The following is a 23,352-nucleotide window of genomic DNA, read 5'->3' as shown; positions in this document are numbered from 1 at the left end:
CTAACTTTTCGTCATTGGTATTTCAACAAACTGTTGGCTATTAGTTTGGGTACTCATCCATGCAGATTGCCCAATTCGCAAGCTATTCTTATCGCTGATAGAGAGTTTCAGTCTTGGTAAATATTGGCTGTTCACCTTCATATAAAGTTCACACTTAGTGTTAACCCCCATATAACTACGAACCATATAATCCAAAGCATGGATAATTTGGCTATCACTCTGAAGCTTCAGATAATGCTGATAATCTTTAGGGCAGATTTTGATATTCAGTTGCTGTCCGAACATAGGTGCTGACTTACCGATCAATGCTCCCATGCCTAATTGCTGGTTATTGCCGGATTGGCCTAATTGAGTCAGTGAGCATGGCGTTAGAGGTAAATATTCCAAACCACTATGCTCCACTTCAAACTGAGCTTTAAAGTAATCTTCCAAAATAGTCTTTAGTGTCAATGGACAGGTCATATTAAGCCCCAGTAGGCCCATATATTTAACTAAGTGTGACTCTGGTATTGGTGCTTTTTCTTCTGTTTGCCCGGCAAGACTCGATAGTATCTGGGTGATAGATTGACGATGGTTATTCCAGTGGAATGTATCTTCCTCCATCTGATAAGCTAATTGGTGTTTTTGTTTGGTCTCGCAGTACAATCGGTAGTAGCGATTATTAAACATATCGAAAAAGTCGAGGGGCGCTTCATCTCCTAGCTCAAATTTCGCCTTTAATGCTTGGTTATTCATAGCTCGAGGTAGAGAGCCCTCATTACCAGATAAAGATGCCACTGATGTTTTCAGTGTGTATTGACCATTACTCTCAAACGTTAGTTTAGAAACTTCCGAGTGATAGTAGGCGGGAAGCGCCTCTGCGCTGAAATTCACCGCAGGTCGTTGGTCATTCACATGAGCTTGATGCTTGAGGATTTGCCACGCTTCGTCTAACTGTCCTTTAAACTCCCCTTGCATTAAACCGACTACAGCAGACTTTTGCACCCAGCTCTCCTTGGAAAAGAAAGGTAAACCCCATCGTGGCCCTCAAGGTAAACATCAACTTGAGTAAAGTTATTGAAGCCTGCAAAATATGCAAAGAAGTGATCCAGTAGATACCCAAACATCGATATACCGCCATTTACGTTAGTCGAATCTAGCGTAACGGAAATTTTTGTCCCATAAGCAAAACAAGTTTTACCAGAAATACGAGTTGGAGCCACCACTTGCTCTTGATCAATACTGAGCAGTGATTCGATATATGCGTAGTTCTGTACCGCTTGACTATGATTGTATAACCCGAACACATTCTTGAGCGTTGTAATTGGGTTATCTGTACCCAAAATGGCATGATAGTTGAAGTGCAAGTGTTTAAGCAGTGCCCAAACATTCTTGTTGGCATCTCGGCTGCGCACTGGTAATGTCGGTCGGAACAACAGCTCCATAGATGCCATTATGGTCAGTGAATCACGGCAACGGATCTGACTAGTAATAGGCAGTGTCCCAGCGCGCGCACCATCGGCCGCAGTTGTAGTTACAGACCAAATACGAGGCTCAGATGTCGCGCTGATGTGCCCCAAGTCTACAACTTTTAAACCACTGTTCAATACTCCTCTCTTATGGAAGTTTTGCACCAACTGCCAGCGAAGGGGACTCTCCTCGTCATCGTATTTTTCGCCGTAAATTTGTGCTACGGAGAAGGGCTCTCCCTCTGTCACATCCAAAACATCATCAACAGAAAATACTTCAAGTTCACTGTCTTGCCCAGAATCTAAATAGATGGGGTACTGTTTTTGACTAAAATCAATTTGAATCGGCTCTGAGACTTTGTTTCGCAAATTCACCAGCGGTGTAAAGAACAAGGAAAAATTCTGAGCTTGCAGACCCCGAGCGACCTCAACACTTATTTCATTTAGAAAAATCTGAATGCGGAACTGAGATCCAGACGTTCTGCTAATAACATCACCTAAATCTAGTTTAAAACTCAAAAAACGTTCAGAGAACATAAAGAACTCAGTCAATAGCTTGAAGCCACCAAAACTGGCTGCTTGATACGGTAAAACAGTATCTTCTGCGTCAAACCCTATTGGCTGAATAGCAAACTGACCCAGCGAATAGCTAGTGTCATTGTTAAAAATACATACTTGGGCAATCCCTTGTGCCATCACGTCATATAAACGCAACACAAAATTACTTTCACCTTTAAGGTGCAACTTCAAACTATTAATACCCAACTTGCTTAGTTCGATGCCCTTATCTGTCGCATCGATCGTAAGCTCTAACATGGCTTTGGTGCTTTCAGCACCAATAGGCTTAGCCATCTCAAAAGGCGCAAAGAAAACATCGGCAGAAGTGAGTTTGATCGGAAGCAGTTCCAAGTCTTCCGTAGTGCGAAATACTACAGGTTCACCACCGTCCTCAAATATATCGAACTCGGTACCTTTGGGAATACTGTGCTTGGTACTTGCGTCATCAGCAATACTAAAGTCCAACATGCTATATGAAGGTACGGGTCTAAGATAATGAGAGAACAGCAAGTTCACTAAGCTTTCCGCCAGCTCTGGGAAAGACTCATCCAAGCGCTGCTGAAGCTTACCGTTCATCAACGCCACGCTTTCAATCAAACGTACTACTTGCGGGTCGTCAATACTGTCCTTTCGCATACCTAGAGAACGAGCGGCTCCCGGATGGCGCTCAGCAAATTTCGAAGCTTCGGTACGAATAAAACGAAGCTCCTGTTCAAAGTAGGAAAGCAAAGAATCAGACAAAACTCGACGTCCTTACTTCTAGTTTGTTAGTACTCAGATCCAAGCAAGAATCAAGAACAATCGCTTCATCTCCAATATCAGAATGCACAACAGCAGACAAACGAAAACTCAATTGGTTGTCACCCACCTTCCCTTCCTGAACCTCAACATCTACCCCAGATAACCGTGGTTCATAACAACGAACTAGCTTTTCTATTTCAGCAACAATATCGCCAGTATTTGCCTTGCATTGCACCCTAGCAATATTACATGTTCCAAGCTCAACTATAGTGCCTTCACCAGCAGAAGTTCCATTCGCCCACATAGGCGCTCGACTTGAAAGTAGGTCACAAATATTGTCGACCAGCGCGTCATGGACACCATCGACATCATCATTCCAACTTTGGGTTAATTTCGCCATCAGACTCATTGCTTTTTCCCAATTTCTGAGCTTGAAAATGAGGTGGTCAGTACTACTTTTGCGTCCATCATGTCGTACTGATATTGGGGCTGAAGCATGATCTCACACTGATAACTCATGCTATCATACTGGGCTTCTTCAATACGTACGTAGCAAGAACGCAATGGATAACGTGCTAAAATAGAATCTTCAGCGTAGCTTACGTTATTAGTAAATTGGTCTAACCAAGATTTAAGGCTTTGGCGACAACTTTCAGTACTGTCATAACGACCTACTCGATCACGAAGCTGAGCTTTGATGTAATGGCCAAAACGACATACCATTAAGTTAGTCTGTAGCATTCCAACCTGTCGACACGACTCATCAGGAACTTGCCAAACTGATTGATTACTAAAGAATCCTTTATGGCGACTTAGGTAAAGACTGGTTAAAGGTATGAACCCTTGAGTAGACCAAAAACCGTCCTTCTCACTAGGTAAGTCGACTTTTGTTTGCATATTGATTGAGTCTTGAACCATAGCACCATAAGTCCCCGTTTCATCATAAGAACGAAGGAAGCCAAACCAACTAATGCGGTCAAACTCACGTATCACGTTACTTACCATAAGATAGGCACTGTTTCCCCAAAGGGCATGGCTTTCTTGCTTATTTTCACTAAATACAAAACCTGCTTGGTATTGGTAAAAAGGCTCTCGTACGAGATATTCAGGCATTACTAAGTATAAAAACCGAGAAGAGGCTTTCTCTCTCAATAATCGCCAAGACAAGAAGTCTTGACTGGTCAAAATACGCTCAACACGCTTACAATCGAAAATCTGCCTGCGAGGATCATCACCAAAGAAAAACTCATCCACACCTAATATCATTGGGCAGAATGCCAGTTCACCTAGCTCAGAAAGTAACTGGAGAGTGTAAAGATCGTCAAAATCAAGTTCGTCGCTGGAGCCGGACGAAACCTTATGATCAACCATCATCAACCCAAAAGGAGAACCTCCAGCGGTATCAAACTCATTTGAGTACAATTGTCTATATAGAGAGGACTTCTTTAAATCAAAGGAATAATTGAGATCAGCCGAAACCGTGTTCCAACTAACATTTAATAACTTGACTTTGATTCTTCTCTGTGAAGCTTTTAAATCAATCAATGACTTAATCCCAGCCCAAGAAGCTTCAAGTTGCTTAAAGTACTTATGCTGAATAACTTCAGATAACTGCCCACTAATCAATATATCTAGTTCAGCCATCAAGCGAATAAGTAGTGCTTTAAATTGAGCCCTAGACTGAGCTTGGGCACATGTGAGCAACTCATGCCAATCCATATGATCGTTCAGCACGCTCTTCCATTGATTGTTTGGATTCATTTACTACTCAATTCAAAACATTCAGAGACAGTATCCCCGAATAGCATCATCATGGGATGTTAGCGACCATACGAAGTGAGGCAGTCAGTTCTTCCATTTGTAGCCATGGGCGCAGATAAGTTACTGCTGAATATGCGCCGGGACGGCCTGCTTGCTCTTCTACTGTTATTTTTGCAGCCACTAAAGGATGTGTTGCTTTCGCATCGTTACCAATGGCGCTTGGGTTAACATATTGGTTAATCCAAGAATTCAGTTCTTTCTGAACATCGCTTGGCGAAAGATTTGAACCAATGCGATCGCGGCCCATGACCTTAAGGTATGATGCTATGCGGCTGCTTGCCATGGTATATGGTAAGCGTGCTGAAATAGCTGAGTTTGCGGTTGCTCCTGGGTCGGTGTAGGTTTTGGGTTTATGCGCCGTTTGAGCCCCCATAAATACAGCGTAGTTAGTGCTCTTGTAGTGGACCAAGGGAAGAAAACCTAGGTCACTCAACTCTTTCTCGCGTTCATCTGTTAGATTCACTTCTGCTGGACACTGCTGCAGGAGGTCGCCAGCATCAGAGAAGTACGTAAAGTTAGGCAGGCTTTCAACTTTACCACCATTTTCTGTACCACGGATCGCCGTACACCAACCGTACTTAGTGTAGGCCTGAGTCATAAGAAGGCCTAATTCGTACGCAGCATTACTCCATACAAAGTCGCTATCTGAACGCACAATCTTCTCACCACTGTCGTTAACTTCAAGCTCTTCAAATGCGAAAGATTTAATCGCCACAGTATCTGAACCATAGGGAAGACGTGACATTGTTTTGGGCAGTGTCAATGCAACATAACGTGAATCATCACTTTGACGAAATGCATTCCAGCTCGCGTATGCAGGAGAATCAAAGCCCGCTGCCACTGGCTTACCTTCTGCAAAACTGCGGAATGAAGTAAAATCAAACATACTGGAACTAGCGGCTGCTATAAATGGTGCATGAGAAGCTGATGCCACCTCACCCATATAGCGCAGCAGTGCAACATCTGGGTCACTATAACCAAACTCATAATCACCTAAAAGGACGCCATATGGCTCTCCACCTGCTGTACCAAACTCTTCTTGGTATACCATGTCGAAAAAACGGCTACGATCGATTGCAGGTGCATCTTCAAATTGTTCTAGTAATTCATCTTTAGTGTAGTCAACCAATTTAATCTTCAGATCAGGACCAAGTTCGCTGTTTTTAACCAACTTCTGCAAACCCAACCACGAGCCTTCCAACCTCTGTAACTCTTTGTTTTTCATTACGACTGATAACTGATCAGAAATTTTCTTATCTATTTCACTGACTGCTTTTTCAATAGTCAAGGTTAGATTTTTGTCCCAAGTTACCGTACCCTCAAGCGCTTGGGATGTCATGATGCTCAAGAGCTCTTTGGTGGTATCAACCGGTGTTTGGTCCGTAGCACTGATCGCTTTCTCTAGGAAACTATATGTGACTCCATCTGAACCTTTTACGGCTTGCTGTTCAACAGACATTATTCCGCCCCTTCTTTATTGATACCCAATTCTTCAGCCAAACCATTAATGGCATCTGTGTTTTGTAGAACATCTTTCAAAAGACGCTCGAGGTCTCTTGAGCGGTCAGCCTTGCTTAGCAATAGCTTTAACTGATTACGCGTTTCAACAAGATGTTTAAGTGGTTCAATCTGATTAACCAAATGCTCTGGGTGGAAGTCTTTCATTGAACGAAAGCTTAAGTTCACTTCAAACTGACTATCATCATTGGTTAGCTTGTTATCTACCTTGTAAGAAAGATGAGGATGGATACGCCCCATCACTGTATCAAAATTATCTTTATCGATACCAGTAAACTGACGGTCTTCAATATCCACTTTTTCAGATTCTGGTTTGTTGCCAGAGAAATCCCCAATCACTCCAATAACAAACGGTAATTCCTTGGTCTCAACTGCGCCATTTGTTTCAACATCGTATGTAATACTGACACGATTTTTACTAACGCGCTTATGCTGTGAATTCAATGCCATGATGGTGCCCTAAATATAAAAAATATCCAAAAAATAGTGTGTCGATGAAAGGCTTATCTAACCAAAATTATTTTTTACTGCCCGATTTCATTTCACCTTCCTTCAAGTCGAATGTGACAAGGCCACCATCTTTTAAATCCCCTCCAGAAGCTTCATAGCTATGCTTCTGATGAATGACTGTATAAGAAAGTGACATGCGCTCTAAAGGCTGAGAACCTTTGACACCATAGACTGAATAATTCACCAAACGTGCTTCCTCGAGTTTCAGTTGAAAGTAGACTTCTTTACCTTTGCCAAGGCGGCTAGGCTTAGTAAACGCAATCTCAACGGTTTTGCCTTTTTCGCCGGGAGCAAAAAGGAAGGAAAGTAAATCTTCAGATGCACCATCAACTTCTTTACTAACTCTCACTTTGGAGAAAGCCACTTTACCTGAGTCAGCATTTGTCATATTACCGACGTCCATAGCCACTTTTCGAGAGCCACTCCAAGTAAAAGAGTTCAGTGCAAACCACCCCTTGTTCTTACCATTTTTTGTCTTGATTTCTTTAACGGTTGCAGAGCCATCTGATGTGAAGCCATCTATACGCATGTATATACTTGCCATAATCTTTCCTTATTTATAAAAGTCATTACCAACTCAAGTCCAACGAAGAGGATGATTCTAGTTCGTCACCTTTATCAGATTGAGTATCTGTACTTGAGGGCAACTGTGTTATCTGATTTTCAACACCTAGGTTTCCCGAAGTGGTTGGAGTTAATTGGGGCGTCGGTATATTTTTGATATCACCCCCTGAAGCCATCCCCTTCAAAGACAATGCCCCAAGATGACTAAGCCCGGCAGCATTACAGACTGCACGTATAGAGGCTTCACTCTGCTCAGACATCATTTCCTGAAGCATCTCAGGCAGAGGCAGGTAACCCCATCGAATTGCTTTTTCTAGCAAGAAAGAAACTGGGCTGTGTGGCTCACTTTGACGAAAATAGTCAGAAACCTCTTGCAATAAATGAAATGCAAGATCTCTGTTCATCGTATTCAACTTGCTCCATTCAGACAGATTGCCTGCATGAAGCCGCTGGGGGGCAGGTTTTGCATGTACCGTAGTAGTGTGCGAACTGTCTTTTGCCTGCTCATCGTCAGTCAAATTTTCAAGTTGATGATCTTTTCCCATTTCACCGAGCGCTTCGTTGGTGGCTAACTTTATTCCGCTCAGTTGCTCAAGAGCATTATTAACTCGGGTGAGAATCGACTTAACAAACCCAAAATTTACTCCTTGGGTGCTGACATGTTGTGTATAATGTGACACCGATTTCGCAAGACGATCCAATTGTTCAATACAACGTTCGACATTCACCATTTTAGATTGAATGGCAATGCGCTCATTAGCCACTAAAGCAGTCAACGAAGATTTAAGTAAGCTGATTTCACCTCTTTTCTCGGCACTTTGGTAATTAAAAAAAGTCACATCTCCAATAAGTGGCAATTGCAGTATTGGTGCATACAGAATAGAGCTTTCTTCTCTGTCCCCTACCAATTGGGAAAATGCTTTTACCTTTGCATCAGCTTGCTCTTTGGCTTGCCCATCCTCACTTTCTAGTCTCAGTTGCTTCAGTGGCAGTACAGGATTTAGATCTGTCCACTGCTCTTCAACTAAATTCGCCAACCATTCAAAACTGTTTGCAGCACTCTCAATCGACGTATCCAAAAGAAACTGAGCTGCAATAAACCAAGCAATCAACTCTATATCCCTAGTTTTATTTGAAAACTGCTCTAACAAAGTGACAGAAAGAACTTGCCAGCTATCTAAACAAGCCTCTTTCAATTCTCGTTGCTCTTCAGTACTTGGATTTTGGCAAAGCTTTCGTAACGCGGTTTGGGCGACGTTAAATTCATTTCTCAAAGGTCGAAATGCGTTTTTATCTGATTTCAGGTATACACCACATGCTAAATCATCATCGATCGGTGCCGAAAGCTGTTCAATTTGAGACTTTAAAAATGGCATATTCCGCGTTTCATTATTTGATTCGTAAGGATACGGTTATTGTCGTTGCATATGGTGAATTCATTTTTGGACACCAAATAATTTACTAACCAGAAAAAACAATTTTCTTGAGCTATTAAGATTAAATTTTACAGGTGCCTATCTCCAATCAGCTGAGATCAGTTGAAATCATTAAGTTCACCAAGCGTATAATTTAATATGTAATAATGACTTAATTATCAAAATACCAAGTAAAAACAGAACTCACCAATAATTTTTTTTTATAGGCAAATGCCAAATTAAAATATTTGAACTAATTATTAAACCTAGGGATTGTTTGAAGCGCTTAATCCATCTCAAAATATGGTCTGTGTAATTATTGAGTGAGCCCACACCTTGGATATTATCGCGATTCACACGTATCAACCTCCAATCAGTACAGTAGGTAGCCCCATAATAATTGTCCCGCCATGAGCTGTGGTATCTCCCATGCGTGCTGCAGGTTTATTATTTATAAGAACCGTTGAGCTGCCTTTGATAATGGAGTCTGGAGCTCCAACACAACCACACATTTGCCCCATAGTTGTTGCAGGCAGATTTCCAATCAATACCGTACTCGGTAATGGCAGTAATGGCCCACCAACATGTGGAATAGGCACTGGGGCTGGTGTTTGCATCGGGCACATATGCATGTCCGTAGCTCGTGCTGCTGGAAACATAATGGTTTCTCCTACTCTTTTCCACTACCGCCAGATGCGATATTTAATCCCATGTCAATAAAAGCTCGATAACGTTCTTTTGCGTTACCACCGCGAGGCAGCACTGCGGTAAGGTTTATGCTGCCTGCCACAGCCTGTGCATATAAATATGGAGGAGGAGCAACCACAGGATCCTCAGACTTGAGCATGCTACCGCCACTCCAAAATGCTGCTTGAGCAGCCCACCCAGCACCACTTTCTAATCCAGATTTTTCAGCCATTTTCTCGGCAAATCGGCGACTGGTTTCGTCTGGCGTATACACCCAAGCTTTTGCAGCGCGAATCGCATTAGCTTCATTCTCCCCCCAGTGAGAAAGGGAAGAAGCACAAGCAACTGACCACCAAACGGACTCTCTAACTGGTAATGCATGAGCAAGGAACGTGACTACATCAGAAAACAATTCCTGAACCATCGCTTTTTCTAACAATGCCATTGGTGTGGTTTGATCATCCATCAACTCACTAATTGCCTTGCCAGCTTCATACAAGCTCAGAATGCATTTTGCATTTTGGTATGGGATTTTAATAAGCTTCATTAGTTTATCTTCGTAACTCCACCCTTCAGTTCAAGCATCGCCTTTCCTTGAACCTCTGTCATAAGGCTACCTTCAACTGATACCAGCATGCCTTTAATATCAGCTGTAGCCTCACCTTGAATATTTATCACCTGCGCTTTCATTTCCGCTTCTATTTCACCCTCAATAGATACCAGAGGGGCCTTAATACTGACACCATAATTATCAATTTCTATTTTGCTACTCCCCACTTTCAATTCGATTTTACTTGTTGCGCTAATCACGATGTTACTAGCGTCTATACATGCATCCTTTGACGCAGACATCTTTATATTAGAGTCCGCCTTAAGAGTCAGGTCCTGACAACTGTTGCCTATCCAATTGCCTTTACTCTTGGTCGTAAGCTGTTTCTCACTTTCTAAACTAATATCTTCTTTGGCAAACAATGAGACACTTTTTTCAACCTCCGTCGTTTTCATACCTTTAATAGTGGCTTGACTGTCATTATTTACATCCACTACCCAGTCCTTTTCAGCGTGTAAGAATACTTGCTCTTTATCTTTCTGGTCTTCAAAACGAAGTTCGTTTCCCTGCTCACTACTTCCTTTTGGTGTAGAGCGTGTTTTAATACCACTTTGAGAAGATGAAGAGTAGGGAGCAGCATGAACTTCATTGTAGAGAGAACCAGTTATCACGGGACGATCAGGGTCTCCATCGATATATTGAACTAAGACTTCATCTCCCACACGCGGAGTAAATTGAGCACCGAACCCTTTGCTCGCAAAACTTTGCGAAACAGGCAGCCAACAAGAGCTGTTCTCATCTTTCTCTCCCTGATTATCCCAATGAAATTGCACTTTGATACGACCCATTTTGTCGCAATATATCTCCTCGCCTGAAGGGCCCGTCACCGTTGCGGTATGTAGGCTGTGCGCACGAGGCTTATCACGCAACTCCGAGCGAAAAGCTAACTCGCTAGGTATACAAGTAAACTGGTTAGTGTAAGTAGTATCGTTAAGAGATTCTTCACATGAAAGTTGGTGAGAAATACGTAGTATCACATACTCCTGATTCATTGACTTAACAGGATGGTTTTCTAACTTAAATTTGTAGCCACATGCCAACTCAGCAATACCAGAGGAGGAGTGTGATGCGCACTTTTTAAGATCCAATGCCTCCATATGCCTTTTGGCAGCCATAGAAACCTCATCCTTATTTTCGAACCCGTAAGCAAAGAGCCCTACAGAGAACGACTCTGGTGCAAAGCCCTTAACACTCTTCCTATCTCCACTGTTAAATGTTTCAGCCAATATCTGCGTATAATCTGCAATAGATACTTTTCCTGTGCCAACTGTGTGAGATTGGCTCCAAGTAACTAGACCTCGACCTGACTGACTACCTTCTTTTTGATACGTCAGGGTTGAATCATTGATTTTATTGAAACGCTGATTCGAGTCCCCTATAACAATATTAGGTTTGCCTGATTGATGGCAGACGTGGAAATGCCACCCTTCATTAGCCAGAAGTCTATGAATAAACATCAAGTCAGTTTCATCCAGTTGAACACAATATTCGTGTTCTTTTCCACATCCAGAAATTGAAAAAGTAAAGTACGTTTTCAGTTCTGTTTCAGCTATAAGCTTTTCGATAATTTGCTTGGTCGTCATGTTTTGAAATACTTTACGGCTACGGCGGTATGCTAGTAGTTTTAGTGGATCCACCATTTCAATCTGGTAATAATATTGTTTTTTTTCACTGCTATATCCACTGAGTTGGAGAGAATGGCATAACCCTGTAAAAAGGCGCTCTTTTTTAGGCGCATAGCAGTAAGTAACACTAACTACCTTAGTCAAGTTTTTTATATCAATTTCTGAGTTTGAAACGATAGATAGCGAAAACTCACATCCCTCAGACACGCCTTCTTCCCCAATTAACTTGGTGACAATATAATTTTCATCTGAAAGTTTTACTGTAAGGGGGCGGTTTTGGTAACTTAATTCACTATTAGCCATAATTTAGATATAACAAATCATCCTATTTTTAAGAAGGCTTACATTTTATTCAAAAAAATAAAAATAAATTATTTTTATTTAATAAATAAAAATAATTTATTTTGGTTAATTCAGTATTAAATTATAAGTATAATTATTGATGATAACAATAATATCAGCTCAAATAATAAGAATGGTTTTTAAAGAATAAGGTAAAGATTAATATAAAAAATCTATGTAAGGGTTTCCTCTATACATCATTAAAAACATATTACGTTTACATCACGATCTATAAATAAAATTTATAGATCGCACAAGAAAAAATATCACATAAGGCACATATATAGTGTTTATTATTATAAAATATAACAATATTAGTCATATCTAAAAATTTAAAACCTACTATTTTATTAATGTGTTGGTGTTTAAAAGAAAAATTCAGCAAGGCTAATATGTGTAATTATGATGGCAGTACAATTATTGCTAATAGTACCCCAGAACAAATAACAACAGATGAGTTAATGGTGGTAAAAGGACGCAAGCTAGTTAGGCTTGCAAACTCTAAATTAGGCCCTATTTTCCGTATAAAAAATAACAATAACTTAGAGAACATAAAATTAAAGATTGCTGAACTAAAAAAATCTGCCAGCGAAAACGACCAGGAAGGACTGAAAAACGAATTGAACTCCATTCAAAAACGAGATTTTTGTTGGATTCAATCTGTGAACGCATAAGGAAACTTAGTAAAACAGAAGTGACATACTTCTGACTTCTTCTTTTATGGTTAAGTAGGTCATTGCTTGTGTAAACACTACTTAACCAATACCAAGTTCATACTGGCTGAAATCCAACCTGTAGTTATTTGTGCTAACGAAATAGGGTAATATTTTTATCCAGAATAATTGTTTTTGGCAAAAAAATAATGCTACCCTCTCCTCCCTTTTTCTGACTGAAACTTAATCACTACAGTGATTTTTCACAGTCAGTGCTATCTTTAATATGTCAGCTCCAAAAGCAGGCAAGATCGAACCAAACATTGGAAATGTACCTATGGGAAAAGGCACTCTTTACATCGTATCTGCACCAAGTGGTGCAGGGAAATCTAGCTTGATTTCTGCCATGCTAGAAACAAATCCGACTTACACTATGAAAGTGTCTGTATCACACACCACTCGGGGCATGCGCCCAAGTGAACAAGATGGTACTCATTATCACTTTGTGCAAAAAGAATCCTTTGAAGAATTAATACAACAAGGTGCGTTTCTTGAATATGCAAAAGTATTCGGCAACTACTATGGTACATCTCGTCTGTGGATTGAAGAAAATCTAGATAAGGGTATCGACGTATTTCTTGATATTGACTGGCAAGGTGCGCGCCAGATCCGTAAGCAAATGCCCAAAGCACAGAGCATCTTTATTTTACCGCCTTCAGATGATGAGTTAGAACGTCGGCTCAATGCTCGTGGTCAAGATAGTGATGCGGTCATTGTTAAACGTATGCAAGAAGCAAAATCTGAAATTTCTCACTATCCCGAATACGATTATGTCATCGTCAATGATGACTTCGACAACGCACTAATAGATTTTAAAGCCATTATTAGAGCGGAAAGGTTAAAACAAGACAAACAAGCGGCCAAATATAAGGTGATGCTTGACGCACTTTTAGCTGAGTAAACCATTCTAAGATGGTTTATCAATAATTACTCTCAGTGTCCACTGGACACTGAGAACATAGAGACTGTATAATTTCTCGTCATACAAAATTTTTAGTTAACTAATTTGGAGTTCTCATGGCACGCGTAACTGTTCAAGACGCTGTTGAAAAAGTTGGCAACCGCTTCGACCTAGTTCTTATTGCGGCTCGCCGCGCTCGTCAAATGCAAACTGGTAATAAAGACTCACTAGTGCCTGAAGAGAATGATAAGACAACGGTCATCGCTCTACGCGAGATTGAAGAAGGCCTAATCACTAAAGACATCCTTGATGCTCGCGAGCGTCAGGAACAACAGGAACAAGAAGCAGCAGAGCTAGCAGCCGTAAGTAGTATTGCTCACAGCCGTTAATCTGAATCTTCTAACAACTATCTTCCGGGCCTAAAGTTTGTATCTATTCGACAGCTTAAAAGACGTTGCCCAAGAATACCTCCCAGAGCCTCAAGTTGAGGCTCTGCGTCAATCTTATGTGGTAGCGAAAGATGCCCATGAAGGGCAAACTCGCTCAAGTGGCGAACCTTATATAATTCACCCTGTTGCTGTCGCTCGAATTCTGGCTGAAATGCGCCTTGATATAGAAACATTACAAGCAGCATTGCTGCATGATGTTATTGAGGACACGGCCGTAACCAAAGAAGATTTAGAAAATCAATTTGGTGCAACCGTTGCAGAGCTCGTCGATGGAGTATCAAAACTTGATAAACTCAAGTTTCGCGATCGTAAAGAAGCGCAAGCAGAAAATTTTCGTAAAATGGTTCTTGCCATGGTGCAAGATATCCGTGTCATCCTTATCAAGCTTGCTGATAGAACTCATAACATGCGCACCTTAGGTGCTCTACGAGCAGATAAAAAACGCCGCATTGCTCGGGAGACGCTAGAAATATACTCACCACTTGCTCATCGTTTGGGTATCCATAACATTAAAACTGAACTTGAAGAGCTAGGTTTTGAAGCCTTATATCCCAACCGATATCGTGTATTAAAAGCGGTAGTAAAGTCAGCGCGTGGCAACCGAAAAGAGATGATTCAGCGTATTCATGATGAAATTGAAGGTCGCTTAACAGAGGTTGGACTTAAAGCTCGAGTTTTTGGTCGCGAAAAAAATCTCTATTCCATCTATAACAAGATGAAAACTAAAGAACAGCGTTTTCACACCATCATGGATATCTACGCCTTCAGAGTTGTTGTTTCTGACGCAGATAACTGCTACCGCGTTTTAGGTCAAGTTCACAGCTTGTATAAACCGCGTCCAGGGCGAATGAAAGATTACATCGCAGTACCAAAGGCCAATGGTTATCAGTCAATTCATACATCAATGGTTGGCCCTCATGGCGTACCTGTCGAAGTACAGATACGTACTGAGGATATGGACCAAATGGCAGATAAAGGGGTCGCAGCGCACTGGTCTTATAAAGGTAATAGCGATCGCTCTGGTACCACTGCCCAAATTAAGGCGCAGCGCTGGATGCAAAGCCTACTAGAATTGCAACAAAGCGCTGGCAACTCGTTCGAATTTATCGAAAACGTCAAATCTGATCTTTTCCCTGATGAAATTTACGTCTTCACCCCTAAAGGCCGTATTGTCGAACTTCCTGTTGGTGCCACTGCCGTGGACTTTGCTTACGCAGTCCACACAGACGTTGGCAATACCTGTGTCGGCGCAAGAGTAGATCGTAACCCTTACCCCTTAAGTAAATCACTTAAAAATGGCCAGGCGATCGAAATCATCAGTGCTCCGGGAGCTCGTCCAAATGCCGCTTGGTTGAACTATGTTGTCACATCACGTGCCCGTACAAAGATACGTCAAGTGTTGAAAACAATGCGCCGAGAAGAGTCCATAACACTCGGTCGCCGTTTACTTAATCACGCCCTTGGCGATTTGTCCTTATCGGATATCCGTGAAGACAACATCCATAAAGTGTTGACTGAACTCAAGATAGATAGTGTCGATGACCTGCTCGCAGACATTGGCCTTGGTGAGTTGATGAGCATCGTCATTGCGCGTCGACTACTGGGTGATGTCGATGAGCTTACTGAAGCTCAATCATCGGACGGCAAACCAAAGAAAAAACTGCCTATACGTGGTGCTGAAGGTTTACTACTCACGTTTGCCAACTGCTGCCATCCAATACCTGACGATCATATTATTGCTCATGTATCTCCAGGTCGAGGATTGGTTGTCCACAGAGAAACCTGCCCAAATGTGCGCGGTTACCAAAAAGAGCTAGATAAGTACATGGCAGTCGAGTGGTCTGAGGATTACGAGCAGGAGTTTATTACCGAGCTGTACGTTGACGTGCAAAATCGTCAAGGTGTTCTAGCCGAGCTCACAAACGTAATTTCAAAGACAGGTTCAAACATCCATGGTCTGTCAACAGAAGAGAAGGATGGTCGCTTATACACAGTCACCGTCTTACTGACCACCAAAGACAGAGTACACCTTGCTGGTATAATGCGTAAGATTAAAGCTATGCCTCACGCTCTAAAGGTACGGCGTCGTAAAAACTAGGCTTCTACTACACACAAAATGCCCTTGAGCCATCGTTTCAAGGGCTTCTACCATACTATCATTATGAACTTAGAACGTTATCAACGGATTCAACAGGTCCTCAAGTCACGCCAAACTGATCTGACATTTTGTCTTGAGGAAGTCCACAAGCCCAACAATGTTTCAGCTGTAATTCGCACTGCCGATGCGACAGCAATCCATAAAATCCATGCGGTTTGGCCTAATTCAATGCGAACGCTCAGTCATACTTCAGCTGGGGCTCGAAACTGGGTAGAGGTGGAAACGCATGACACCATTAGCGATGCAGTCAATACATTCAAACATCAAAACATGCAGGTTTTAGTCACCAATTTGTCCGATACAGCTGTGAATTTTCGTTCTATTGATTACACCAAACCAACAGCCATCATACTAGGTGGTGAAAAAATGGGCGCCTCAAAGCAAGCGAAACTGCTTGCCGATCAGGATATTATGATTCCTATGTTGGGTATGGTTCAATCACTCAATGTTTCGGTTGCTAGTGCTGTTATCATGTATGAAGCCCAGCGCCAACGCCAAGCTGCTGGCATGTATGAAAACTCTGCCAATACACTTACCGAAAATACGATTCAACGGGTCCTATTTGAACGCGGCCACCCTGTATTAGCTAAAGTTGCCAAACGCAAAGGCTTGCCTTACCCGATAATCGATAAACAAGGAGAAATAGTGGCAGATGAAGATTGGTGGCGCGAGATGCAAAAAAAGTAGCGCTAAAACCAATCTTAAAGCAAAATCCAGCCCCCTTACCAAGTTTTCCTGTACAAAAACACAGCTCAGTGGTTAACTAGTAAAGTCAATTAGCTAGTGAATAACGTACCGAGCTGTGTCATGTCCCAATTACTCTCTGCCATTCCTTTGACTTCTCTCACTGGCGTGGGAGCTAAAGTCGCAGAAAAGTTATCCAAAGTGGGTCTCCATTCAATTCAAGACTTGCTCTTTCATCTCCCTCATCGCTATGAAGACAGAACTCGTGTTTACCCTATCGTCAAACTTCATCCTGGCTTATGGGCAAGCGTCCAAGGCAAAGTCATGAATACCGATACCTTATTTGGCAAACGCAGAATGCTGGCGGTTAAGATAAGTGATGGTAATGGCACGATTACGTTGAGGTTTTTCAACTTTACCGCAGCGATGAAACATAACTTTAGCGAAGGGAAAACAGTTCATGCTTATGGTGAAATTAAGCGAGGCAGCATAGGACTGGAGATCATTCATCCTGACTACAAATTCTATGCACCTAACCAAACGACTGAAGTGGAACAAAACCTAACCCCTGTTTATCCTACCACTGACGGGCTACGCCAACTGACTCTTCGCAATCTAACACACCAAGCATTGGAACTGCTCGATAAAACTGCCGTACAAGAGCTATTGCCTACCGGCCTCTATAACCAGCAAGTTTCGCTTAATCAAGCACTACACATCATACATCGACCCACTCCAGATATAGATCTAGCGTTATTTGATGAAGGTAAACATCCCGCGCAAATCCGCCTGATAATGGAAGAGCTATTGGCGCAAAATCTTTCCATGCTGTCGGTGCGCAGCAAGAGCCAGAAAGATGCGGCCATTCTTCTTGCTGAAAAAGACGAATTAAAACAAAAATTCTTGCAGCAGTTACCTTTTTCACCTACGAGGGCACAATCACGAGTTGTAGCAGAAATTGAACGAGATCTGGAAAAACCTCACCCGATGATGCGCCTGATACAAGGAGATGTTGGGTCAGGAAAAACTCTGGTTGCAGCTCTCGCTGCACTACGTGCACTCGAGCATAATTACCAGGTCGCATTAATGGCACCCACAGAGTTACTAGCAGAGCAGCATGCAATTAACTTCAAACAATGGCTAGAGCCTATGGGCATTGAAGTTGGTTGGTTAGTAGGAAAACTAAAAGGCAAAGCAAAACAAACAGAGTTAGATAAAATTAAGAGTGGCCAAGCTCGAATGGTAGTCGGGACCCACGCCTTATTTCAAGAGCATGTGAACTTTCACCATCTAGCACTAGTAATTATTGATGAGCAACACCGTTTTGGTGTTCATCAGCGTCTTGAGCTAAGAGAGAAAGGCGAAAAGCAGGGTACGTATCCCCATCAGCTCATCATGACTGCAACACCTATTCCTCGTACTCTAGCCATGACAGCGTATGCCGACCTTGATACCTCAGTTATTGATGAACTTCCACCGGGTCGTACCCCGGTCCAAACTGTAGCAATCCCAGATACTAAACGTAATGATATTGTCGAACGTGTTCGTAATGCATGCCTGAATGAAGGTAAACAGGCTTATTGGGTTTGTACGCTAATTGACGAATCAGAATTACTCGAAGCGCAAGCTGCAGAAAATACAGCTCAAGAATTACAGGCTAAATTACCAGACCTAAAAATAGGCTTAGTCCATGGGCGAATGAAGGCATCTGAAAAACAATCCATAATGCAGGACTTTAAAGACAACAAGCTGCACTTACTCGTCGCCACTACTGTAATAGAGGTTGGTGTGGATGTGCCAAATTCCAGTCTGATGATCATTGAAAACCCCGAGCGTTTGGGGCTATCCCAGCTCCATCAATTGCGAGGAAGAGTTGGGCGAGGAAGCGTTGCCAGCCATTGCGTGTTGCTCTATCACTCACCTTTGTCCAAAACAGCACAAAAACGCTTAGGAGTACTAAGAGAAACCAATGATGGATTTGTTATCTCACAACGAGATTTAGAAATCCGAGGACCAGGTGAATTGTTGGGCACAAAACAAACCGGTATCGCTGACTTTAAAATAGCGGACTTGGTGAGAGATCAATATTTAATATCTGAGGTACAACGTATCTCACGTCATATCCACGATAACTACCCTGATAGCGCAGCAGCCATTATTGCACGCTGGCTGGGCGAACAAGATATATACTCTAAAGCTTAAGCAACCTCAGTGTCTAATCACAAAAGACCAACAGCCCCTAGTCTTTAACCTGTAGAATCTCATCCCATGGCAAGCTCTGATCACCGAGCACAATAAAGTTAGGGTTTTCCAACGTCTCTCGCTCATTGTATGACAAAGGTTCTAGTTGAGTACTCAGGATTCGTCCTCCAGCCTCCTCAACAATACACTGGGTCGCGGCAGTATCCCATTCTCCTGTAGGCCCCAAGCGTAAATAGCAATCAACCGCTCCTTCTGCAACTAAGCATGCTTTAAGAGCAGCAGACCCTAATGGAACTAAGTCATAGTTCCAGCGACTGTTCATCCGACTGGTGATACGGCTGATATCTTGCCTGCGACTAATCGCCATAGCAATTGAGTCCGCCTGTCCCTCATGATTAAGAGTATTAATGCGCAAGCTTTCATCCATATCTGGAATTTTCCAGGCGCCTTTATTTTTGTAGGCGTAATAGGTTACGCCTGATACTGGACCATATACAACGCCCATCACTGGTCGATGATCCTCCACCAGCGCAATGATGGTAGCAAAGTCACCGCTACGCGCAATAAACTCCTGTGTTCCATCTAAAGGATCGACTAGCCAATAACGGTGCCAGTTAGTCCGTTTATTAAAGCTAACATCAGCATCCTCTTCTGAAAGCACTGGCGTTTCTGGGGTTAGTTCCGTGAGTTTTTCTAAAATTAGCTTGTGTGCGGCGATGTCCGCACTTGTCACAGGTGTTTGGTCATTTTTAGTATAGGCTTGATAATCTTTTTTCTGATATATATCAAGCGTTAACTGCCCTGCCGCACGTGCAATATCAATTACGGCTGGTAAATGCTGGGAAAAGTCGTCTGTCATTGGCATAGTTAATCCTTCAACGCTCTACATTGATCATGGTTGTAGTGTACGTAGAGCAAGCAATAGCGCTGTAATGCTGCGCGCTTCACAAAAATCGAGGTGATTAAGAAGCTCTTGTGCTTGAGAAAGTGGCCAACGAATCACTTCCAGAGGCTCTGGTTCATCACCTTCTAGTTGTTCTGAGTATAGATCTTCTGCAATAAACAAGGTCATTTTACTTGAAAAATAAGAAGGGGCGAGGACGACATCTTTTAAATACGTGAGTTTATTGGAACCTAATCCAATTTCCTCTTTAAGCTCTCGATTAGCGGCATCAATAGGCTGCTCTCCACGATCCACCAAACCTTTAGGAAATCCTAACTCATAAGAGTCTGTGCCCGCTGCATATTCACGTACGAGCAATAAATCGCCATCCTTCGTAACTGGCACCATCATTACCGCACCTCGTCCGCTCGGCTTCATACGTTCGTAGGTCCGTTCAACACCATTACTAAAGCGTAAATCAATGGCTTCTACAGTAAATAGCTTAGACTGAGCAACGGTTTGCTTACTTAGGATTTTAGGAGGGATCCGCTTAGCCACTAACTTACTCCTTAGTTATGGGTAAGCCACTAATATATGAGAAAACAAATTGTTTTGAAAACAAAAAAGGCTGACTTTACCGTCAACCTTTCAAATGAAAGACTTTATTTTACATTGCTGACTGGTGATTAATAGTAAGAATGCTCACCACGATCGTGTTCTGTCGCATCACGAACAGCCGTCAATTCACCTTCAAATTGCTGAAGCAACTCTTTCTCTATGCCTTCTTTTAAAGTTACATCAACCATTGAACAACCGTTACAGCCACCACCAAATGAAACGATAGCAATACCATCCTCCGTTATTTCAACTAAATTTACATGCCCACCGTGACCTGCCAATTGAGGGTTAACTTGTGTTTGAATCGCGTACTCAACCCGCTCAAGTAATGGTGAATCATCTGATACTTTACGCATTTTGGCATTGGGCGCTTTCAAAGTCAGCTGAGCCCCCATTTTATCTGTCACAAAATCAATCTCAGCATCTTCGAGAAATGGCAGACTTAATTCATCAATATAAGCAGAGAAACCTTGATACTTAATTTCAGTGTCAGATGACTCAATAGCTTCCACAGGGCAATACGAAACACCACACTCGGCATTTTGAGTGCCCGGATTTACAACAAACACACGAATATTAGTTCCTTCAGGCTGTTGACTTAAAAGATTTGCAAAGTGCTGCTGGGCATTTTCAGTAATAATAATAGAGTTTGACACGACGAATACCTGAGTAATTTTGTAGGCTATTTACCTCTTATTTTACTCCTGATTTCCTCAAGATCTAGCCTTTTAGATCAAATTAGCACCACTTAGGTTATCAGTTGGCTCAGAGGTACGGCAAACGCAATAAATATCAATCGTTTTCACCCCATGTAGATGCAGCAATTGACACAGCGGCTCGACAGTACTCCCCGTTGTCAATACATCATCAACAATCGCCACATGATCAATATCAATAACTTGGCAAAGTTCAAAAGCTTGCTTGACATTACGCACTCGTTGCTTCTTTGTCATGCCTTGCTGTCTTGCTGTAGTCCTAACTTTACGGAACAGCCCGGAGCAGGCGACATCCATATATTTACTTAATTCCCAAGCAAGATGCTGACTTTGGTTATAACCACGATACAAGAATCTGCGCCAGTGAAGCGGCACAAAAGTAATCAGGTCGGGTTTTACTCTAATATGAGGTGCAAGTAATAAAGCAAGCGTTTTGGCGTGCCAAAACTGCCCTAAATACTTTAATCGATGAACATAACCCGAAAGTGGTGCCTGATAATCACCGACACAATAAAGGCGTGACCATGAAGGTGATGATATAACACAGCTGCCACATCGAACCACCTGCTCAGGCATAATAAGACCACAGCATAAACAACGAGGCTGGAGTGCAAAATTATTTAGGCAGGAACGACAAAAGAGAGGGTGCTGATAAGGCTTATCGATTGCTAAACCACATAAATCACAATGATTAGGCAACAGGTAGGTTGTGTATTTATTAATCCAATCGGTTAACATAGGCGTCATACCTGCCAATTATATAGTCAGACTAATTTAACCTTTTAAACCCACTCTTGAGGATGGAAAACGTGGTACAAAATGAGATCAAACAAACAACACCATACTGGCAACGTGTTGGTCAAGGTAATGACTTAGTTCTTGTCCATGGCTGGGGAATGAATGGCGCTGTTTGGCAGCAAACAACCGAACAATTAAGCCAACACTTTAGAGTCCATATTGTTGATCTGCCTGGATTTGGTCATAGCAATAGCCTTACTTTCAACACGATAGAAGATCTTAGCCAACAGATCCTAAATGGCGCGCCAGAAAAAGCCATATGGCTAGGTTGGTCTCTAGGTGGATTAATCGCTACACACATCGCCCTTCAATACCCTCAACGTATAACTAAATTGGTTACCGTTGCCAGCTCACCAAAATTTTCTGCAAATAAACAATGGAAAGGGATACAACCCAAGGTACTTAATGCCTTCACTGAGCAGCTAATCGATGACATACAATTAACCATAGCAAGGTTTATGTCACTTCAGGCTTTGGGTAGCCCTTCAGCACGCCAAGATGTCAAAAGCCTCAAACATGCCGTTTTATCGAGACCTGAACCTAACTCCATCTCTTTACTTTCAGGCTTAAAACTGCTTGCAACTATTGACCACAGACTTGATCTCAAAGAGGTTAACACTCCAACATTACGCTTATATGGACGGTTAGATGGTTTGGTTCCGGCTCAAGTTGCTAAAGATGTTGATCTACTGATGCCTATGAGCCAAAGTCATGTGTTTCATTCCTCCTCTCATGCACCATTTATTACCGAGAATGAGCAATTTTGCCAACAAGTCATTCGCTTTGCTGAGGTAAAATAAAAATAATTTAATCAATAAGCTAAAATTTTAGTCATCAAGGCCGATAAATAATCGAGTCAAGAAAACGCTGTTTTATTATGCGTTATTGACTGAGCGTGAGGAGGTTGAACAATGCTAGTATCACCTACGAATGTAAGTGTACCGCTGATCGCTCCATCGGTTAATGTGCAAACCGAACAGGCTGCACGAGACAATAAGGTTCGCGAACCCGTCAACCCTACGGTGGCATTAGCCAAAAGTAACGCTGAGCGTCAAGTCAAAGCTGACGATAAAAGGCGGAAGCAATCTTCTTGGGATCCAGCCGAGCACCCAAGCTATGAAGCAAGTGAACAAGAAGATATAAAAGCCATTTATTATGAAGATCCTAAAGATGTACTTGAGAGGATTTTTAAGCTCATTGCTCTGGAAAGCTACAGTAAAGATCAGGGTAAAGGCTACGCAATGCGCTTTCGGTTACCAAGGCACATTATTGATGCAGCGATCACCGAAGGGAGAATGGCAAAACGTAGAACCATAATCAAATTTCATTATGGTGATGCGGTCGCACCAAACACACCTTCGGATGTCATAGCAGTATTGTAATAAAACATT

The 23,352-nt window shown here is 42.2% G+C and carries 23 protein-coding genes; 8 read left to right on the top strand and 15 right to left on the bottom strand.

Annotated features, from left to right (window positions below):
- From tssG to OCV27_RS00605, 11 genes are all read right to left on the bottom strand, one after another.
- Positions 1–957 (bottom strand): type VI secretion system baseplate subunit TssG, encoded by a 957-nt coding sequence (gene tssG, locus OCV27_RS00655; protein ID WP_125320301.1) that lies wholly within the window; start codon positions 955–957, stop codon positions 1–3.
- 8 nt (positions 958–965) lie between these two features.
- On the bottom strand, positions 966–2,747 hold the full coding sequence (tssF, locus tag OCV27_RS00650; RefSeq protein WP_125320290.1) for a type VI secretion system baseplate subunit TssF: 1,782 nt from the start codon (positions 2,745–2,747) through the stop codon (positions 966–968).
- On the bottom strand, positions 2,740–3,156 hold the full coding sequence (locus tag OCV27_RS00645; protein ID WP_125320291.1) for a GPW/gp25 family protein: 417 nt from the start codon (positions 3,154–3,156) through the stop codon (positions 2,740–2,742). The genes tssF and OCV27_RS00645 overlap by 8 nt, the downstream gene beginning before the upstream one ends.
- The gene (locus OCV27_RS00640) at positions 3,153–4,508 is read right to left on the bottom strand and encodes a type VI secretion system contractile sheath domain-containing protein (RefSeq protein ID WP_125320292.1); all 1,356 of its coding nucleotides are present in this window, start codon (positions 4,506–4,508) and stop codon (positions 3,153–3,155) included. The genes OCV27_RS00645 and OCV27_RS00640 overlap by 4 nt, the downstream gene beginning before the upstream one ends.
- Before the next feature lie 49 nt (positions 4,509–4,557).
- A complete protein-coding gene (gene tssC / locus OCV27_RS00635; protein WP_125320293.1) occupies positions 4,558–6,027 on the bottom strand; it encodes a type VI secretion system contractile sheath large subunit in 1,470 nt (489 codons plus the stop codon).
- Positions 6,027–6,536: a type VI secretion system contractile sheath small subunit gene (tssB, locus tag OCV27_RS00630; RefSeq protein WP_125320294.1), complete on the bottom strand. Its 510-nt coding sequence runs from the start codon at positions 6,534–6,536 to the stop codon at positions 6,027–6,029. Before tssB ends, tssC begins: the two co-directional genes overlap by 1 nt.
- 67 nt (positions 6,537–6,603) lie before the next feature.
- Positions 6,604–7,140: an Hcp family type VI secretion system effector gene (locus OCV27_RS00625; protein ID WP_125320295.1), complete on the bottom strand. Its 537-nt coding sequence runs from the start codon at positions 7,138–7,140 to the stop codon at positions 6,604–6,606.
- Positions 7,141–7,165: 25 nt separating this feature from the next.
- On the bottom strand, positions 7,166–8,536 hold the full coding sequence (locus OCV27_RS00620; RefSeq protein ID WP_125320296.1) for a type VI secretion system protein TssA: 1,371 nt from the start codon (positions 8,534–8,536) through the stop codon (positions 7,166–7,168).
- A 401-nt stretch (positions 8,537–8,937) separates the two neighbouring features.
- Positions 8,938–9,234 carry a PAAR domain-containing protein gene (locus tag OCV27_RS00615; protein ID WP_125323433.1) on the bottom strand — a complete coding sequence of 99 codons (297 nt, stop codon included), beginning with the start codon at positions 9,232–9,234 and terminating at the stop codon, positions 8,938–8,940.
- 11 nt (positions 9,235–9,245) lie between these two features.
- The gene (locus OCV27_RS00610) at positions 9,246–9,809 is read right to left on the bottom strand and encodes a DUF6931 family protein (RefSeq protein ID WP_125323434.1); all 564 of its coding nucleotides are present in this window, start codon (positions 9,807–9,809) and stop codon (positions 9,246–9,248) included.
- Positions 9,809–11,800, bottom strand: coding sequence for a type VI secretion system Vgr family protein (locus OCV27_RS00605; RefSeq protein ID WP_125323435.1), 1,992 nt, complete (start codon positions 11,798–11,800; stop codon positions 9,809–9,811). Before OCV27_RS00605 ends, OCV27_RS00610 begins: the two co-directional genes overlap by 1 nt.
- A 431-nt stretch (positions 11,801–12,231) precedes the next feature.
- Here OCV27_RS00605 and OCV27_RS00600 point away from each other — a divergent pair, with 431 nt between their 5' ends.
- The 6 genes from OCV27_RS00600 (at position 12,232) to recG (ending at position 18,946) form a co-directional block, all read left to right on the top strand.
- A complete protein-coding gene (locus OCV27_RS00600) occupies positions 12,232–12,513 on the top strand; it encodes a hypothetical protein (RefSeq protein WP_125319480.1) in 282 nt (93 codons plus the stop codon).
- Between the two features lie 316 nt (positions 12,514–12,829).
- Positions 12,830–13,453, top strand: coding sequence for a guanylate kinase (gmk, locus tag OCV27_RS00595; protein WP_125319481.1), 624 nt, complete (start codon positions 12,830–12,832; stop codon positions 13,451–13,453).
- A 116-nt stretch (positions 13,454–13,569) separates the two neighbouring features.
- Positions 13,570–13,842 (top strand): DNA-directed RNA polymerase subunit omega, encoded by a 273-nt coding sequence (gene rpoZ / locus OCV27_RS00590; RefSeq protein WP_125319482.1) that lies wholly within the window; start codon positions 13,570–13,572, stop codon positions 13,840–13,842.
- 37 nt (positions 13,843–13,879) lie between these two features.
- Positions 13,880–16,000 carry a bifunctional GTP diphosphokinase/guanosine-3',5'-bis pyrophosphate 3'-pyrophosphohydrolase gene (gene spoT, locus OCV27_RS00585; protein ID WP_125319483.1) on the top strand — a complete coding sequence of 707 codons (2,121 nt, stop codon included), beginning with the start codon at positions 13,880–13,882 and terminating at the stop codon, positions 15,998–16,000.
- Between the two features lie 63 nt (positions 16,001–16,063).
- Positions 16,064–16,747 (top strand): tRNA (guanosine(18)-2'-O)-methyltransferase TrmH, encoded by a 684-nt coding sequence (gene trmH / locus OCV27_RS00580; protein ID WP_125319484.1) that lies wholly within the window; start codon positions 16,064–16,066, stop codon positions 16,745–16,747.
- Positions 16,748–16,867: 120 nt separating this feature from the next.
- Complete coding sequence (recG, locus tag OCV27_RS00575; protein ID WP_125319485.1) at positions 16,868–18,946, top strand: ATP-dependent DNA helicase RecG; 2,079 nt, start codon at positions 16,868–16,870, stop codon at positions 18,944–18,946.
- A gap of 37 nt (positions 18,947–18,983) precedes the next feature.
- Here the strand turns inward: recG and cysQ are convergent, their stop codons facing one another.
- From cysQ to OCV27_RS00555, 4 genes are all read right to left on the bottom strand, one after another.
- Positions 18,984–19,811 carry a 3'(2'),5'-bisphosphate nucleotidase CysQ gene (gene cysQ / locus OCV27_RS00570; RefSeq protein WP_125319486.1) on the bottom strand — a complete coding sequence of 276 codons (828 nt, stop codon included), beginning with the start codon at positions 19,809–19,811 and terminating at the stop codon, positions 18,984–18,986.
- Positions 19,812–19,838: 27 nt separating this feature from the next.
- Complete coding sequence (gene nudE, locus OCV27_RS00565) at positions 19,839–20,387, bottom strand: ADP compounds hydrolase NudE (protein WP_125319487.1); 549 nt, start codon at positions 20,385–20,387, stop codon at positions 19,839–19,841.
- Between the two features lie 128 nt (positions 20,388–20,515).
- Positions 20,516–21,103, bottom strand: coding sequence for a Fe-S biogenesis protein NfuA (gene nfuA, locus OCV27_RS00560; RefSeq protein ID WP_125319488.1), 588 nt, complete (start codon positions 21,101–21,103; stop codon positions 20,516–20,518).
- 72 nt (positions 21,104–21,175) lie between these two features.
- Positions 21,176–21,901, bottom strand: a complete 726-nt coding sequence (locus tag OCV27_RS00555; protein WP_125319489.1) for a ComF family protein — start codon at positions 21,899–21,901, stop codon at positions 21,176–21,178.
- Between the two features lie 62 nt (positions 21,902–21,963).
- Here OCV27_RS00555 and bioH point away from each other — a divergent pair, with 62 nt between their 5' ends.
- Positions 21,964–22,761 carry a pimeloyl-ACP methyl ester esterase BioH gene (gene bioH / locus OCV27_RS00550; protein ID WP_125319490.1) on the top strand — a complete coding sequence of 266 codons (798 nt, stop codon included), beginning with the start codon at positions 21,964–21,966 and terminating at the stop codon, positions 22,759–22,761.
- A 111-nt stretch (positions 22,762–22,872) separates the two neighbouring features.
- On the top strand, positions 22,873–23,343 hold the full coding sequence (locus tag OCV27_RS00545; RefSeq protein WP_125319491.1) for an ATP-dependent Lon protease: 471 nt from the start codon (positions 22,873–22,875) through the stop codon (positions 23,341–23,343).
- The last annotated feature ends 9 nt before the right edge of the window (positions 23,344–23,352 follow it).

It is taken from the genome of Vibrio pectenicida (assembly GCA_024347015.1).
GTDB classification, from domain to species: domain Bacteria; phylum Pseudomonadota; class Gammaproteobacteria; order Enterobacterales; family Vibrionaceae; genus Vibrio; species Vibrio pectenicida.
This window is presented reverse-complemented; position numbering and strand designations above follow the sequence as displayed.

Excerpts from the sequence above, each read along its gene's own strand:
- trmH (WP_125319484.1), top strand. The coding sequence starts at position 16,064 with ATGAACTTAGAACGTTATCAACGGATTCAACAGGTCCTCAAGTCACGC.
- OCV27_RS00640 (WP_125320292.1), bottom strand. The coding sequence starts at position 4,508 with ATGAATCCAAACAATCAATGGAAGAGCGTGCTGAACGATCATATGGAT.
- tssB (WP_125320294.1), bottom strand. The coding sequence starts at position 6,536 with ATGGCATTGAATTCACAGCATAAGCGCGTTAGTAAAAATCGTGTCAGT.
- OCV27_RS00645 (WP_125320291.1), bottom strand. The coding sequence starts at position 3,156 with ATGAGTCTGATGGCGAAATTAACCCAAAGTTGGAATGATGATGTCGAT.
- OCV27_RS00615 (WP_125323433.1), bottom strand. The coding sequence starts at position 9,234 with ATGTTTCCAGCAGCACGAGCTACGGACATGCATATGTGCCCGATGCAA.
- OCV27_RS00605 (WP_125323435.1), bottom strand. The coding sequence starts at position 11,800 with ATGGCTAATAGTGAATTAAGTTACCAAAACCGCCCCCTTACAGTAAAA.
- bioH (WP_125319490.1), top strand. The coding sequence starts at position 21,964 with ATGGAAAACGTGGTACAAAATGAGATCAAACAAACAACACCATACTGG.
- OCV27_RS00610 (WP_125323434.1), bottom strand. The coding sequence starts at position 9,809 with ATGAAGCTTATTAAAATCCCATACCAAAATGCAAAATGCATTCTGAGC.
- tssC (WP_125320293.1), bottom strand. The coding sequence starts at position 6,027 with ATGTCTGTTGAACAGCAAGCCGTAAAAGGTTCAGATGGAGTCACATAT.
- recG (WP_125319485.1), top strand. The coding sequence starts at position 16,868 with ATGTCCCAATTACTCTCTGCCATTCCTTTGACTTCTCTCACTGGCGTG.
- cysQ (WP_125319486.1), bottom strand. The coding sequence starts at position 19,811 with ATGCCAATGACAGACGACTTTTCCCAGCATTTACCAGCCGTAATTGAT.
- gmk (WP_125319481.1), top strand. The coding sequence starts at position 12,830 with ATGGGAAAAGGCACTCTTTACATCGTATCTGCACCAAGTGGTGCAGGG.
- rpoZ (WP_125319482.1), top strand. The coding sequence starts at position 13,570 with ATGGCACGCGTAACTGTTCAAGACGCTGTTGAAAAAGTTGGCAACCGC.
- tssG (WP_125320301.1), bottom strand. The coding sequence starts at position 957 with ATGCAAGGGGAGTTTAAAGGACAGTTAGACGAAGCGTGGCAAATCCTC.
- OCV27_RS00545 (WP_125319491.1), top strand. The coding sequence starts at position 22,873 with ATGCTAGTATCACCTACGAATGTAAGTGTACCGCTGATCGCTCCATCG.
- OCV27_RS00555 (WP_125319489.1), bottom strand. The coding sequence starts at position 21,901 with ATGTTAACCGATTGGATTAATAAATACACAACCTACCTGTTGCCTAAT.
- OCV27_RS00625 (WP_125320295.1), bottom strand. The coding sequence starts at position 7,140 with ATGGCAAGTATATACATGCGTATAGATGGCTTCACATCAGATGGCTCT.
- OCV27_RS00620 (WP_125320296.1), bottom strand. The coding sequence starts at position 8,536 with ATGCCATTTTTAAAGTCTCAAATTGAACAGCTTTCGGCACCGATCGAT.
- OCV27_RS00600 (WP_125319480.1), top strand. The coding sequence starts at position 12,232 with ATGTGTAATTATGATGGCAGTACAATTATTGCTAATAGTACCCCAGAA.